The 15050-nt window shown below is 59.7% G+C and carries 13 protein-coding genes; 5 read left to right on the top strand and 8 right to left on the bottom strand.

The features are described 5' to 3' along the window. The first annotated feature begins 43 nt into the window (after positions 1-43). The 4 genes from JF539_RS09720 to JF539_RS09705 are packed head-to-tail and all read left to right on the top strand — an operon-like array spanning position 44 to position 3451. On the top strand, positions 44-865 hold the full coding sequence (locus JF539_RS09720; RefSeq protein ID WP_207140086.1) for an ABC transporter permease: 822 nt from the start codon (positions 44-46) through the stop codon (positions 863-865). Beyond that, positions 862-1695 carry an ATP-binding cassette domain-containing protein gene (locus JF539_RS09715; RefSeq protein WP_207140085.1) on the top strand — a complete coding sequence of 278 codons (834 nt, stop codon included), beginning with the start codon at positions 862-864 and terminating at the stop codon, positions 1693-1695. Before JF539_RS09720 ends, JF539_RS09715 begins: the two co-directional genes overlap by 4 nt. 11 nt (positions 1696-1706) lie before the next feature. Further along, positions 1707-2945, top strand: coding sequence for an agmatinase family protein (locus tag JF539_RS09710; RefSeq protein WP_236042361.1), 1239 nt, complete (start codon positions 1707-1709; stop codon positions 2943-2945). A gap of 5 nt (positions 2946-2950) precedes the next feature. Next, complete coding sequence (locus tag JF539_RS09705) at positions 2951-3451, top strand: hypothetical protein (protein WP_207140084.1); 501 nt, start codon at positions 2951-2953, stop codon at positions 3449-3451. A gap of 57 nt (positions 3452-3508) precedes the next feature. Here the strand turns inward: JF539_RS09705 and JF539_RS09700 are convergent, their stop codons facing one another. Beyond that, positions 3509-5467 carry a putative bifunctional diguanylate cyclase/phosphodiesterase gene (locus tag JF539_RS09700; protein WP_207140083.1) on the bottom strand — a complete coding sequence of 653 codons (1959 nt, stop codon included), beginning with the start codon at positions 5465-5467 and terminating at the stop codon, positions 3509-3511. A 426-nt stretch (positions 5468-5893) separates the two neighbouring features. On the opposite strand from JF539_RS09700, the gene JF539_RS09695 reads away from it, so the two are divergent. Beyond that, on the top strand, positions 5894-7543 hold the full coding sequence (locus JF539_RS09695) for an alpha/beta hydrolase (RefSeq protein ID WP_207140082.1): 1650 nt from the start codon (positions 5894-5896) through the stop codon (positions 7541-7543). A 1-nt stretch (position 7544) separates the two neighbouring features. Here the strand turns inward: JF539_RS09695 and JF539_RS09690 are convergent, their stop codons facing one another. From JF539_RS09690 to JF539_RS09660, 7 genes are all read right to left on the bottom strand, one after another. After that, positions 7545-8489: a patatin-like phospholipase family protein gene (locus JF539_RS09690; protein ID WP_207140081.1), complete on the bottom strand. Its 945-nt coding sequence runs from the start codon at positions 8487-8489 to the stop codon at positions 7545-7547. Positions 8490-8608: 119 nt separating this feature from the next. Then, positions 8609-9118, bottom strand: coding sequence for a 2-oxo-4-hydroxy-4-carboxy-5-ureidoimidazoline decarboxylase (gene uraD, locus JF539_RS09685; RefSeq protein ID WP_207140080.1), 510 nt, complete (start codon positions 9116-9118; stop codon positions 8609-8611). A gap of 6 nt (positions 9119-9124) precedes the next feature. Then, on the bottom strand, positions 9125-10306 hold the full coding sequence (locus JF539_RS09680; protein ID WP_207140079.1) for a urate hydroxylase PuuD: 1182 nt from the start codon (positions 10304-10306) through the stop codon (positions 9125-9127). 78 nt (positions 10307-10384) lie between these two features. Further along, complete coding sequence (locus tag JF539_RS09675) at positions 10385-11449, bottom strand: BMP family ABC transporter substrate-binding protein (RefSeq protein WP_207140078.1); 1065 nt, start codon at positions 11447-11449, stop codon at positions 10385-10387. 90 nt (positions 11450-11539) lie between these two features. Then, complete coding sequence (locus JF539_RS09670) at positions 11540-12454, bottom strand: ABC transporter permease (RefSeq protein ID WP_207140077.1); 915 nt, start codon at positions 12452-12454, stop codon at positions 11540-11542. Further along, a complete protein-coding gene (locus JF539_RS09665) occupies positions 12447-13535 on the bottom strand; it encodes an ABC transporter permease (protein ID WP_207140076.1) in 1089 nt (362 codons plus the stop codon). Before JF539_RS09665 ends, JF539_RS09670 begins: the two co-directional genes overlap by 8 nt. Then, positions 13535-15049, bottom strand: coding sequence for an ABC transporter ATP-binding protein (locus JF539_RS09660; protein ID WP_236042456.1), 1515 nt, complete (start codon positions 15047-15049; stop codon positions 13535-13537). Before JF539_RS09660 ends, JF539_RS09665 begins: the two co-directional genes overlap by 1 nt. Position 15050 lies beyond the last annotated feature (1 nt).

Below are 15050 nucleotides of genomic sequence, written 5' to 3'. Positions count from 1 at the left end.
CGGGTCCCGCCGGTTCCTCCCTCGAGATTTCCAGGATCGAGCCATGCGCGTCATCAACCGGTCGCCCTCACGGCTGACAGCCCTTGCCCTGGGTCTTGTGCCCTTTGTCGCGACGATTGTTGCCTATGCGGTTGCAAGCCACTACCGGCGTCTTGAAAACCCGGCGGACAAGCTTCTGCCGTCCCTTGAAAGCATGGGGCAGGCCTTCTGGCGCATGGCCGCCGTTCCGGACAAACGGTCCGGTGAATTGTTGCTTTGGCTCGATACCTTCGACAGCCTTTGGCGCCTGGGCACGGGCATGGCGCTGGCCACCGTTTTGGCTCTTCTCATCGGCATCGGGATTGGCTTTGTCCCGCATGTCCGCAGTGCGCTCGCGCCCTATATCGCGACATTTTCCCTGATCCCGCCGATCACCGTCCTGCCGATCCTGTTCATCGTGTTCGGGCTGGGAGAGGTATCGAAGATCGCGCTGATCGTCGTCGGGACGGCACCGGTGATGATCCGCTACACCGCCCAGGCGGTGCTCGATATTCCAAGGGAAATGATCATCAAGGCGGAAACGCTCGGCGCGTCCGTCTGGCAGATGGTCACCCGGCTGGTCGTGCCGCAGGTGCTGCCCAAGCTGATCGCCTGCATGCGGCTCAGCCTGGTACCGGCCTGGATCTTCCTGATTTCGGCGGAAGCCATCGCCTCGACCAGAGGGCTCGGCTACCGGATCTTCCTGGTCCGCCGCTATCTGGCAATGGATGTGATCCTTCCCTATGTCGCCTGGATCACGCTGCTGGCCTTCCTGCTCGACCGGTTGCTGTTGCTGCTCTCCCGCCGGGCCTTCCGCTGGCATCATCTGGGAGGCGACGCGTTATGACCGTTTCGCAACAGCCGAAACTCTCCGTTCGGGGAGTTGAAAAGTACTATGACGGCACGCCGGTTCTGGAACGGGTCGAACTCGATGTCGCGCCGGGCAGTTTCTGCACGATCGTGGGCGCCTCGGGCTGCGGCAAATCCACATTCCTGCGCATGCTCCTCTCCCAGGAACTCCCAACCCGAGGCGATATAATGCTGGACGGCAGGCCGCTGCCGGACGAACCGACCCCGGATCGGGGCATCGTTTTCCAGAAGTATTCCGTGTTCTCGCATCTCACCGTTGCGGAGAACCTCATTCTGGCAAAGGAATTCGAAGCAGCCACCCTCACCGGCAGGTTCTTCGGATCAAGCCGGCGGACTGCCTTTTCGGACATCGAGGAGCTCCTCGAGCGTATCGGCCTCACCGCCGCCAGGAACCGCTATCCCGCTCAACTTTCGGGAGGCATGCAGCAGCGGCTGGCGATTGCCCAGGCGCTGGTGAAAAAGCCGGCCATCCTGCTTCTGGACGAGCCTTTCGGCGCGCTCGATCCCGGTATCCGCGTCGACATGCACGAGCTGTTGCTCGGGCTTTGGCAAGACCTCGGCATGACCATTTTCATGGTCACCCATGACATTCACGAGGCTTTCAAGCTCGGCACGCGCCTGCTCGTCTTCGACAAGATCCGGCACGATCCGCAAGCGCCCGAGCGTTTCGGAGCGACCATCACCTACGATCTGCCCCTTTCGGCCCCGGTCGCCGGCCCCAGGCAAAAGCCGGAGGACATCGCCACTGTAATCGGCGTGCCTTTCAGTGCCGAAGCGGCCATCCCTTCAGACCCCAACCATCCGTGAGGAACGTCCCCATGAGTTTTTCAACCGAATTAGGTCCCTCTACGCGCCATCGCGCCGCCGGCCAGCTGACGCGCGAACCGGCGAAGAGACAGCACCACCCGGATTTCGACAAGCTTCAACTGCGCGGCTGGAAGTCGGCGGAAAAGGAAGGCACCCTGCCCTCCGCGGCCTGGGAAAAGGAAAAGGCCTGGGCGCTGCGCATGGGACTGACCGGCTCCGACAGCCTGACGGACAAGTCGATCCCGACCTTCGCGCGCGGCGAACTCCCCCACTATGCGGGCATCAACACCTTCCTCAAGGCGCCTTACATCGAAGACGTGACCCAGGTCGGCGCCTATGATGCCGCCATCATCGGCGTTCCCTTCGACGGCGGCACGACCTACCGGCCCGGAACCCGCTTCGGTCCCCAGGGCGTGCGGAAGATCTCGGCGCTCTACACGCCTTACAATTACGAGATGGGCGTGGATCTGCGCGAACAGATGACGCTTTGCGACGTCGGCGATATCTTCACGATCCCCGCCAATATCGAAAAGACCTTCGATCAGGTGACAAGGGCGGTGTCTCACGTGGCCTCCTCCGGCGCCCTGCCGATCATGATCGGCGGCGACCACTCCATTGGCTTTCCCTGCGTACGTGGCATTGCGAACTGCACTTCCAAACGCATCGGCATCGTGCATTTCGACCGGCACATCGACATTCAGGAAAAAGATCTCGACGAACGCATGCATACGACGCCGTGGTTCCATGCCACGGATCTGGTCAATGTGCCCGCCGTGAACCTCGTTCAGATCGGCATCGGAGGCTGGCAGGTGCCGCGCGAAGGGGTCGAGGTGGCGCGCGAACGCAACACCAACATCTTCACCATGCGCGACGTTGAGGAACTCGGCCTCGCGGAAACGGCCGCTCGCGCCCTGGAACTTGCCTGGAAGGATGCGGACGCGGTCTATATTTCCTTCGACATCGACAGTGTCGACTGCGGCTTCGTTCCGGGTACCGGCTGGCCGGAACCCGGCGGTTTCCTGCCGCGCGAGGCGCTCGAACTTGTTTCTCTCGTTGCCAAGGAAGGCATTTGCGGGCTGGAAGTGGTCGAGGTCTCGCCGCCTTACGATTGTTCCGACATCACCGCCCTGCTCGCCACAAGGGTGATCGTGGACGTGCTCGGCACCCTCGTCTCGCACGGAAAAATGGGCGCGCACAAGCATATCATCGACAAGCCGGTGTCCATCCCGGCCGGTCCGGACGTGGAGTGACAGATATGGCTCATCACCACCACAATCACCCTCATCAGCACGGACATGGTCACGCTGCTCACGACCATTCCCATGCGCATGATCACGGTCATGCGCATGGTCACAATCACGCAGGCCACGATCATCTGCATTCCCACGTACACGGGTCTTCCGATGCGGACAGGGCCGAGGAACTGCAGGCGCTGAGTGTGAGTTTTATCGACGGGTTCCGGGCAGCAGAGGACAAGACCTCCTATCTGAGGCTCGCCGGCGTACCGTTCCACCGCCCGGGTTCCGACGGACTTGTCCAGCATCTCGTCGATGCGAAAATCGAAAGCAACTGGCAGGTCGGCACGGCCTCGCCCGCCTTCGCCTCCAAGGAACTGGTCTATATGCCGTTTCCCGGGTCCATGGTGCAGGCCCGCGAGACCATGACATTCACCTATGTGTCTTTGACCGAGCGCTCCGACATCGACCTGCTCGACACCTTGAAAACTCGGCTGACAAGCGGTGAAATTGCCGGCTAAAGGCGCAGGTTCGGTTGAATGGGGACCCAGCCGACGGTTCCGGCGCGGTCCCCAATCTTAGGCCTCCTTCAGATCGGGGTGCCGATGTCCCTGGAAAAACAGGGTCTTGATATCGTCGATGGCCATCGGACCGCCGAAAAGATACCCTTGGCCGTTGGCGCATCCCAGGTCCGCGAGAACATCGCACTGGTCGACGGTTTCGATCCCTTCCACAAGAACCTCCGAGCCCATTTTTGCGGCAATGCCAAGTACGAGTTTGAGAATGTCCCGGATCTTGTCATCGGAGGTCGCCCTGGTGGCGAAGGCACCGTCGATCTTGATCAGATCCCAGTGAAAATCCGTCAGACACGACAGTTCCGAAAAGCCCATGCCGAAGTCATCGAGTACAAGAGCAATGCCGAGGGATCGAACGGACGACAGCGTTGTTTGGATCTGGGCACGATCGCTCATCACGGTGGTTTCCGTGACCTCAATCTTCAGCCGGCTCGCCGGCAACCCTGTCCGCTCGAGGCAGTCTTCCAGCATGAAGACGACATCTTCATCGAGCAATTGTGAAACAGACAGGTTGAGGGAAAGTGTCAGATCGCCTGGCAGTTTCAGGATTTCACGGCATGCCCGCTCCAGAATTTGCCAGCCGATCGGAACAATATCGCCACTGTTTTCCGCAAGTGGAATAAACTCAGAAGGAGAGATCCAGCCAAGGTCCGCATGGTTCCATCGGGCCAGTGCCTCGACGCCCACGATGCGTCCCGACATCAGATTGAACTGCGGCTGATAGTAAGGGAGAAATTCACCGTTCTCGATGGCATCCGGTAGAGCTTGTTCAATCGATATCGTGCGGTCCAGAGCCGCGCGCATGGAGGGCTGGTAGGTAACCGGTCTTGCGAGAGGATTTGCGAGTGCTTCGTAGGCTGCAAGGTCTGCATTCCGAATGAGTTCGGCCGGATCCTTGTCAACGGTTTCGGTGTTGGCGATGCCGATTGCCGGAGGCAGGAGAAAGGCCCCCCTGTCGGTCGCGACGGGATGTTGAAAGCCACGGCGGATTCGCATAACCAGGTCATGCGCGGCCGGATCCTCTGTTTCCGAAGTGGTGAAATAGGCAAGAAACCCCTTGCCGTTGGCCCGAGCGAGGCAGACGGCACCGACAGCAACGCCGGCGGCGTGGCGCAAGATGTCGGCCGCCGAGACCAGGATCGCATTTTCGATCGATTGACAATACTCGGCGGTTTTCGGAGATTTCGCGTCGAGATTGATGCTGACAACATTCAGCACCTGCCCCTCGGACAGCTGTTGATAGGTTCGTCGCAGCCTGGCTGAAAATTCCTTCTGATTGAAAAGCCCGGTCAGAGGATCGTGACTCTGGATATGCAAAAGGCGGTCTGTGTCTTCCATGCGGTCCTGGCATTCCTTTCGGAGAGCCGAGTTCCGGCTTAGGAGCAACACAACCCAGCCAAGAGCGCTGGCGATTGTCGCGAGCGCCAGCCCGGTTTGCATGCCCTGACGGATCTGAAAGGAGCGGCGCGCGGTCTCGGCGCGCGTGTCCGCTTCCCGGGTTGTCATTTCGGCGATGTTTTGAAGCGCGGCCGCGACGGTCTCAGGAAGAACGACCGCGCGATCGACAGGCAGCAGCGCATCCAAAGCATAAAATGCCGCTGTGTTGCCGTTCATTGCGGCCACGGGCGCAGCGACCCAATTCTGAAAAAGGTTTGACCGGTCAAGCACCGTGCTGAATTCACGGCTCGGAAGGTTTTCCAGTGTGGCTTGAACCGACTTTCCACCTAGCTTCGGGAGCTGTCCTTCGCCATGTCCCGATCGGGTCGTGTAGCGGGAAAAGAAGTCCTCGAAATCAGAAGTGTTCAGCCGTATGGCTTCTCGGAAGGAAAACCACTCCAGCCGGTGGTTCTCCTCGAAATCCGAGCGGGTTTCGATGAGACCGTAGGTATTTAAGGCGAGGAAAACTGCGAAGACGCCGCAAAGCGCAGGGAATAAAAACAGCAACAGTCTGTCAAATGACATCGGCCGATCCGTTCGATTGGTCAATCCGGTCTGGTCTGTGTTGCATGCCTTGGTTAACCGGTGCCCCCCGGTTGTTATCGTTAGGGAAACAATTTCAGGCCTCCAGGCCCGTGCCGTTTCCCGCTGAGGCACAGCCGGCTTTTACGCTAGTCCGTTAAACTTTCACGAAACTTGCGGGCTGGCTGTGCTTGTGGGGGTCCGAAGTCGCAGACGCGTCTGAATTCCGGCTCCCCGCTACCGGGTGCGATTTAGACCCGGCAACTGTTAATTCTGTCTAAATGTCACGATGCGCAGCGTAATTTTTATCGATTGAATTCGGCAGCGGTCATTTGAATTGCCGATCTATCGTGCCGTCGCAAGAGGGTGTCATTCTTGCGCAAATGGCCGATACTACCGGTGTTTCAAACCTTTGATGCAGTGTGCGCGATGGCTCCCTTTAAAGCATTCCGGGACGGCTGGTCCCCTTTCGGTTTCGTGGTCGCAGTCAGTTTCTTCGGAGCGGCGTTAACACCGTCCCTGATGCCGCGAGACCCGCTGGTTCAAAGCATCCTGGCGGCAGTCGCGGCCAGTCTGGGATACGAGGCCGCACTTCTGATGCGTTCGCTGTGGAGATATCTGGAACTGCCGGACTGTCCCACCGCGTTGAACCGATGGTGCAGCACCGCCGCGTTGCTGACCGGCGGCGTCATTTTGTTGTACTCGCTGTTGAAAGCCGGGAGCTGGCAGAACGCAACCCGGGCCGCGATGGAGCTTCCGCCCCTGGAAACCGGCGCACCGGTTTTCATCTTTCTGGTCGGTGCCTTCGCAAGCTTTGCTCTTTGGGTCTGTTTTAGGCTCGCGGGAATGCTGAGACGGGTCGTCGCCGTGCAACTGGACAGGGTTTTACCGAGGCGCGTCGGAGTGGTTCTGTCTGTCGGGCTCGTCGGATGGGTCGTGTGGGCAGTCGTCGACGGGGCGCTTGTACGAAACTTTTTCAAGGCTGCCGATGCGTCTTTCCTGGCGGCGGACAAGCTGATCGAAGCCGATATTGCTCAACCGAAAGAAGACAGAAAGACCGGAAGTCCGGCCTCTCTCGTAAAGTGGGAGGAAATGGGACGCTGGGGACGCCATTTCGTCGCGACGGCACCAACCATAGAGCAAATTTCTGAATTCCAGCATGGCCGCGTTATTGAGCCCATCAGGGTGTATGTCGGCCGCCGGGCGGCGGACACGCCCGAGGAACGGGCACAAATCGCTCTAAAGGAACTGATCCGTGTCGGCGGTTTCGAGCGCTCGGTTCTGATCGTGATGGTTCCGGTCGGTACCGGCTGGATGGATCCAGGCGCACATGACACGCTGGACTTCATGCTCGCCGGGGACGTGGCGACCGTTTCCGTCCAGTATTCCTATCTGACCAGCATGCTGGCGCTGCTGGCGCATCCGGACTATGGCGTCGACCAGTCCAGAGCTCTTTTCAACGCCATTTACGATCATTGGACGGACATGCCGAAAGAAGATCGGCCCGATCTCTATGTGCATGGCCTGAGCCAGGGGGCGTTCAACTCCCAGGCCACCCTGCCCTTGCTCGACATGCTCGGCGATCCGATCCAGGGCGCGATGTGGGCCGGTTCGCCGTTCTTTTCGAGGTACTGGTCGGAAGTCAGGGATCGTCGCAACGAAGACAGCCCCGCCTGGCGACCGACTTTCGGCAATGGGTCGCTGGTGCGTGTTCTCGACCAGTATGGTGGGCTTGATGGGAATTTTGCCCCTTGGGGACCGATCAGGGCGGTGTTCCTGAATTACGGCAGCGACCCCATTGTGAATTTCACATTCGACAGCGCGATCAAACCGCCGGCCTGGATGAACGAACCGCGAGCGCCCGACGTCACCGACAAGCTCTCGTGGTTCCCCGTGGTCACCATGTTGCAGCTCGCGCTCGATTCCATGTTCGCGCTCGATGTCGAGAGGTTCGGACACTATTACGTCGCACCGGACTATATCGACGCCTGGGCGGCCCTTGTGGAACCGGAAGGCTGGTCGAAAGCCCGGGCCGACGAACTGAAGGCGATTTTTTCAAGACGCGGTCCGGCGTTCTGAGTCATGAGCCGTCCAATAGCGTGCTCAATTCTCGCTTGAAGACTTCTTTCGCGGGCTCCGCCGCCTTAACGATGTCCTTGATTTTGAAGAAATCCATCGTGTTGAAAGTGCCGATGGGCGGCTCTATCAAAAGGTCCGGTTGAGCGCAGGCAAGCTTTGCGGCAACCAGCGAATGCAGCGTGATGGAAAACGAGCCGATCCAGGTTTCCAGCCCGCTGGGAAAGGTCTTTCTGGACGAAAATGTGCTGCCGGTTACGTCTACGCCGACGGTCACGAGATCAGCCCGGTCAAACACGTCGAAGGGGGTCGGATTGACGAAACCTCCGTCGATCAGCACGCGGTCGTCGATCCGGACGGGCGTCAGCAGCATCGGCAGTGCCGAGGAAGCCGCGATGGCCGGCAACAGACGGCCCTGTTCCAGGACCACCTGGGACTGATTGTAGAAATCCGTCGCAACGATCTTCAACGGCAGGCGCAAGTCGTCGAAGGTTTCCGGCCGGTCTTTTGGAAAGACGGTTTCAAACAGAACAACCGGATCGATTATCGCCGGTCGGGTCATGTTGAGCAGCGAACTCCATGTCCGGCCGTTGGACAGAAACAGCTTCTGCAGCAACTGGGGTTTGCGGGTGAACAGATCGACCGCGAAATCGCGGATATCACGTCCGCTCATGCCGCCCGCATAGAGCCCTCCGAGAATTGCACCCATGGAGGTTCCCGCGATTTCTTTGGGCATCACGCCGAGTTCGTCGACGGCCTCGAGGATCGGAATATGTGCAAAGGCCTTGGCTGCCCCACCTCCAAGAGCCAGTGCGAAACCTTCCTTCTTTTTTGCTGAGGCGGATGGAGTTTCCTCGGATGAGGCCTGACCTTGAGCGGCGGATAAAACCGGGAGCGAGCTTCCGCCCGCGGTCACGGCGGCCAGCATGAGTTCACGTCTTTGCAGCATGGTTCGCAGCGCCAATGATGATGTGAATACCGGAAAACCAATCGGAGCCGATCCTACCATCACGGGTGGCAAATGCGATCCGTTTGTCCTCCTTCAAACGGATAGTCGCCTGATCCGGTCTATTCGGCGATCCGGTCTTCCAGGCGAAACCTGAAAATGCGGGCGATCTGGGTCAACGCAACCTGGAACTCCTTATCCGGATCATTGCCAATTCTGTCTTCGAAAGCGGCCAGGATCATGTGTTTGGTCGATCCCTTGACCGCGAAGATAAAGGGGAAACCGAATGTCTCCAGGTAGCGGCCGTTGAGGTCAGTGAACCTTTCAAATTCCGCGCCGGTAAGCCTGTCGAGTCCGGCCCCGGCTTGCTCTTTCCTGGAATCCACGGCGATATCGCCTGCGATTGCCGCTTTTCCCGCAAGATCCGGGTGAGCACGGATCAGGGCCAGTTGTTCGTTTCGGTGGGCTGCGGTCATGGCTTGTTCGAAGGCGGAGATCACGGATTCGCGGGTTTGAAACGGAGCGGCGTCAAAAGCTTTTTCCGCAACCCAGGGCGAATGCTCCGCCACATCGCCAAAGGCTGCAAGGAAGGCATCCTTGTCCATACGGTTGACATCTGAAAGGCTGGTCATGGTCTTCTATTTCGACTGGCTGATCCAGGCGCCGAGCGTGGCGCGTTCTTCTTCCGTCATGCCGGTCTCGTTGCCGAGTGGCATGGCGTCGGATTGAACGGCCTGCTGCATGATCTGGTCGGCATACCGGTGCAGGTTTTCCAGGCTGTCCAGTTCGATCTCCTTGGGCGGTTCGTCGAAGCCCTCGTATTGCGGATTGGCTGCGTGGCAGACGGCACAGTGTTTCTGCGCAATTTGCAGCACCGTGTTGTCGGCGACCTTTTCGGAGCCTGAAAAATCCCTGGGTGCCGTCATCACCATGGCGATGACAATCGCGATGGCGGCGGCCGGAAGCGACCACCAGAATTTGCCGAGATCATCGCCCGCGTCGTGACGATTGAGGAAATGGCGCATCATTGCACCGGCGATCAGCACGAGTGCGACCAGCAGCCAGGAATGCGGATGTCCGGTTAGCATCGGATAATGGTTGGACACCATCATCAAGAGAACGGGCAAGGTCAGGTAGTTGTTGTGGACCGAGCGCTGTTTGCCCATGGCCCCCAGGGCCGGATCGGGGGCTTCCCCCGCCATCAGGCTGGCGGCAATTTTCTTCTGGTTCGGGATGATCACGCCGAACACGTTGACGGCCATGATCGTGCCGATAAAGGCGCCAACGTGGATAAGCGCCCCTCGCCCGGAAAAGACGTGGGTGAACATATAGGCCGCCGCCATGATCAGCACGAAAACGCACAAGGCAAGCAGTGGCGTGTTCCTGCCGATGGGCGATTTGCACAGTCGGTCGTAGATCAGCCAGCCGCCAACGAGCGACGCGACGGAGATGAGAATTGCTTCGCTTGGCACGAGCTTCAAGACATTCGGGTCAATCAGATAGGCGGTGGCGTTGAAATAATACTGGACAATCAGCAGCGCAAACCCCGTGACCCAGGTCAGATAGGCTTCCCACTTGTACCAGATCAGGTCGTCGGGCAGTTCCTTGGGCGCAACGGTGAATTTTTCGACGTGATAGAAGCCGCCGCCATGAACCTCCCAGGCGGTTCCGAAAACCCCCTCCTTCATGCCTTCCCGTTTGCGCAAGGACAGGTCGAGCGCGATGAAATAGAAGGATGTGCCGATCCAGCCGATGCCGACGATCAGATGCGCCCATCGGAAAAGCAGGTTCAGCCAGTCCATTGCAAAGGCAAGGGTCATGAAGTCCGCGTCCATGATAAGAGGTGAAGGTCGACCGGCCCGGAACATGCTCCCGGGCCGGTTGCGTTCATAAGAACCTTATTGCGGCAGCTTGTCGTCGACGCCCTGGACGTACCAGTTCATGCCCAGAATGGCGCCGTCATCGAGCGTCACGCCATCTTCCGCCGCAACCGTACCGTCCTGCTTGGTGATCGGTCCGGTGAAGGGTTCCCAGCCACTCTTGATCTTGTCTTCGGTGGCCTTTGCCATGGCGACGACATCGTCCGGAAGGTTGGTGTAGGGCGCCATGACAACGTGGCCTTCGGCAATGCCGTCCCAGGTGCTCTCCGATTTCCAGTTTCCGTCCAGCACTTCCTGAATACGCTCGATGTAATACGGCCCCCAGTCGTCGACGATTGCCGTGTATTGGGCGTCCTTAGCGAATTCGATCATGTCGGAGGCCTGGCCGAAGCCGTGCACGCCGCGTTCCTGGGCGACCTGGAGCGGCGCGGTGGAATCCGTGTGCTGGGTGATGATGTCGACGCCCTGGTCGATCAGCGCCTTGGCGGCATCGGCTTCCTTGCCCGGATCGAACCAGGTGTTGACCCAGACCACCTTCAGCTTGAAATCGGGATTGACGGACTGAGCGCCCAGCAGGAACGCGTTGATGCCTGCGACGACTTCCGGAATCGGAAACGACGCGATGTAGCCCGCTACGCCGGTCTTCGACTGTTTGGCCGCGATCTGGCCGATGATGTAACGGCCTTGATGGAACTTGGAATTATAAGTCGCGACGTTGTCGGCGGTCTTGTAGCCCGTGGCGTGCTCGAATTTCACGTCCGGAAACTTCTTGGCGACCTTGATGGTCTGGTTCATGTAGCCGAACGAGGTGGTGAAGATGATGTTGCAGCCTTCGCGGGCGAAACGTTCGAGGGCGCGCTCGGCATCCGGTCCTTCCGGCACGCTTTCAAGAAAAGCGGTTTCCAGCTTGTCGCCGAAATGTTCGACCGCGTCGAGGCGGCCCTGGTCGTGCTGGTAGGACCAGCCGAAGTCGCCGACCGGGCCGACATAGATGAAGCAGGCCTTGACGTCGGCAGCGCTCGCCGCCGAACCTGCTGCGACCAGAACCGCTGCGGCGGCGGTGGCTTTCAAAAGAGATTTCATGTGTTTTACCCCTGTGTTTTTCTCAGGCGCGATCTTGCGGATTATCCCGCCCCTGATCGCTTCGGGGCCGGGAGCTGACCGGGAGCATGACTACCGGTCGGGAACAAAAGACTTGCCGAGACAGGCCGGCGTGTTCACCAGCGTCAGTCTGCGGTTCGCCGAAATGAGGACAAGGACCAGGATGGTCGCCAGATACGGCAGGCTCGACAGGAACTGAGACGGTATGTCCATCTCCATGGCCTGCGCGTGCAGGTTCAGGACGTTGACGGCACCGAAGAGATACGCCCCGACGATTACGCGCAACGGCAGCCAGGACGAAAAGACCACCAGCGCCAGCGCGATCCAGCCCCGACCCGCCGTCATGTTTTCCACCCACTGCGGCGTGTAGGCCAGAGACAGGTAGGCGCCAGCCAGTCCCGAGCAGGCTCCGCCGAACAGGACGGCCATGAAACGGATCCTGATGACGGAATACCCCAGCGCATGGGCCGAGCCGTGATTGTCGCCCACTGCGCGCAGGATGAGACCTACCCGCGTTTTGAACAGCGTATAGGCAACGGCCGCGACCAGCGCGAAGCTGATGTAGACGATGGCGTCCTGACGAAAGAAAACCGGGCCGAAAAAGGGTATGTCGGACAGTCCCGGAATTACGATTTGCGGCAATTTCAGGCCCGGAACGCCGATAAAGGCTTCACCGATGAGTCCGGAAAACCCGATACCAAGGATGGTCAGCGCCAGTCCCGTTGCAACCTGATTGGCCACCAGGTTCAAGACCAGAAATCCGAACAGGGCGGACATGGCGACGCCGGCGAGGATTGCCGCGAAAATGCCGAGTGCACCGGACCCGGTCAGATTGGCGACGGCAAAGCCCATCACCGCGCCCATGATCATCATGCCTTCCACGCCCAGATTCAGGACGCCGGACCGCTCGACGACAAGCTCTCCTATGGCGGCGATCAAAAGCGGCGTCGCGGCGGTGATGACGGTCAGTAGAACGGCTTCAAACATGGGATGCCTCCCCGCCTGGAGCCCGGCGGGAAATCACGCGAACCCGGTACAGGATCAGGGTATCACAGGCGAGAACGAAAAAGAGCAGAAGCCCCTGGATCACGCTGGCGATCTTGTTGGAAACACCCAAAGCCGTCTGGACGGCCTCGCCGCCGATATAGGACAGCGCCAGCACAAATCCGGCAACGATGATACCCAGGGGATTGAGACGTCCCAGAAACGCGACGATGATCGCGGTAAAGCCATACCCGGGCGAAATCGTCGGCAGGAGCTGGTTCAAAGCGCCGGAGACCTCCATGGTGCCGGCAAGGCCGGCCAATGCACCGGCAAGCGCGAAGGAGAAAAGGGTCAGTCCCTTTGCCGAGAAGCCTGCGAAACTGCCGGCTCTGGGGCTTTGCCCCATGACGCGGATCTCGAACCCCTTGAGGGTCTTTGCAAGCAGGACCGCAAGGACGATGGCAATCACCAGCGTGATCGGCGTAGCCAGGCTCAAGGCGCCTCCGAAGACCTCAGGCAGTGTCGCCGCGTCCGAAAACATGCGGGATTCGGGAAAATTGAACCCTCCGGGATCGCGCCAGGGTCCGCGAACCAGATAATCGAGAAGCAGACTGGCCACATAGACCAGCATCAGGCTGGTCAGGATTTCATTGGTATTGAACCGGGTCTTCAAGAGGGCCGGTATCAACGCCCACAAGGCTCCGCCAAGCGCCCCGGACACAAGCATCAGCGGCAGCGTCGCCCCATTCTCAAAATCCGGAAACAGGATGGGCAGAAAGGAGCCGAACAAGGCGCCGATGATGAACTGGCCTTCCGCGCCTATGTTCCAGTTGTTCGACAGGTAGCAGATGGCCAGACCGCAGGCGATCAGGATAAGAGGCGTGGCCTTGTCGATCGTCGCTTCCAGCGACCATTGCTGGGTCAGGGGCTCGATGAAGAACTTGTAGAGCCCGAGAGCCGGATTGTGGCCCGTCAGGGAAAAGATGATCGCAGCGGACAAGGCCGTGAGAGCGATCGCGATGACGGGAGACAGTAAAGCCATCGCCTTGCTTTGTTCTTTTCGTTTGACCAGTTCGATACGCATCAGGCGACGTCTCCCTGGGTTTCGGCACCACCGGCCATCAAAAGTCCGACCCGCTCCCGGGTCATTTTTTCCGCCGGCTCGGCTTCCGACAGGTATCCGCGTGAAATCACCGCGATCCGGTCGGCGATCTCAAATATCTCGTCGAGGTCCTGGCTGATCGCGAGAACGGCGGACCCGGATCTCGCAAGGTCGATCAGGGCCTGTCGAATGAGTGCCGCGGCGCCGGCGTCCACACCCCAGGTGGGTTGATCGACAACGAGCAGGCCCGGCTTGCGGTCGAGCTCCCGCCCGACGACGAATTTTTGCAGGTTGCCGCCGGACAGCGAACGGGCTTCCGGATTGTCGTGGGACATGCGGACATCGAAATCCCGTTTGATGCGTTCCTGGATCGATACCGCTTTGGGCAACGACACCAGACCGCCCCACGAAAGGCCGTCTGATGTCGCATGGCGCGTCAGCACAACGTTTTGGGAAAGCAGCATTCCCGGCACGGCGCCGTGCCCGAGGCGTTCCTCCGGAACAAAGGCCGCGTTCTGGCGCCGGCGCCAGGTGATCGATTTCGTGCCGCAGGCGGTGCCGTCGATCTCGATCATGAAAGACCTGACCGGCCTTTCGCCCGAGATCGCGTCGAACAACTCCCCCTGCCCGTTTCCGGCAACTCCCGCGATCGCAACGACTTCTCCGGCTCTGAGGTCAAGGGAGATTTTGTTAAGGGCGGTCGCGAAGGGTGTCGCGGCCGGTGCCGAGAGGTTCTTCAAGCCCAGACGGACGCCGCCGAGGTTCGCCTTCTTTTCGCTTGCGCTGACCGCGGCCACATCCGCACCGACCATCATGCTCGCCAGCGAAGCGGGCGTTTCCTTGGTCGGATCGCACTCGCGCACAACCTGACCATGGCGCAGGATCGTGGCGTGGTGGCAGATCCTTTTGACCTCTTCCAGCCGGTGGCTGATGTAGAGAACGGCACAGCCTTCTTTCGCCAGCCTTTGAAGCGTCAGGAAAAGTCGATCAGCCTCCTGAGGTGTCAGCACGGACGTCGGTTCGTCCATAATGATAAGCCTCGGTTCCTGCAGCAGGCAGCGGACGATTTCAATCCGTTGACGGATGCCCACCGGCAGATCGGCGACCACATCCGTCGGAGTAAGCGGCAGTCCGTAATCCTTCGAGACCGCTTCAATCCTCTTAGCCAGATCGGCCATCCTGCCTGGATTTGGCAGGGCGAGTGCGATGTTCTCCACCACCGTCAGTGCTTCGAATAGCGAGAAATGCTGGAACACCATACCGATGCCGAGTTCCCTGGCTGTTGCCGGGTTGTCGATCTTCACCCGGTTGCCCTGCCACAGGATTTCTCCTCCATCCGGTTCCAGGGACCCGTAGAACATCTTCACCAGGGTGGATTTGCCGGCGCCATTCTCGCCGAGCAAGGCATGGATTTCGCCCTTGTTGATGACGAGATCAACACGGTCGTTGGCGAGAATATCGCCGAAACGCTTGGTCAGCGCGCGCGCGTCCAACAGC

The organism is Roseibium aggregatum (genome assembly GCF_017309185.1).
In the GTDB taxonomy this organism is placed as follows: domain Bacteria; phylum Pseudomonadota; class Alphaproteobacteria; order Rhizobiales; family Stappiaceae; genus Roseibium; species Roseibium aggregatum_B.
This window is presented reverse-complemented; position numbering and strand designations above follow the sequence as displayed.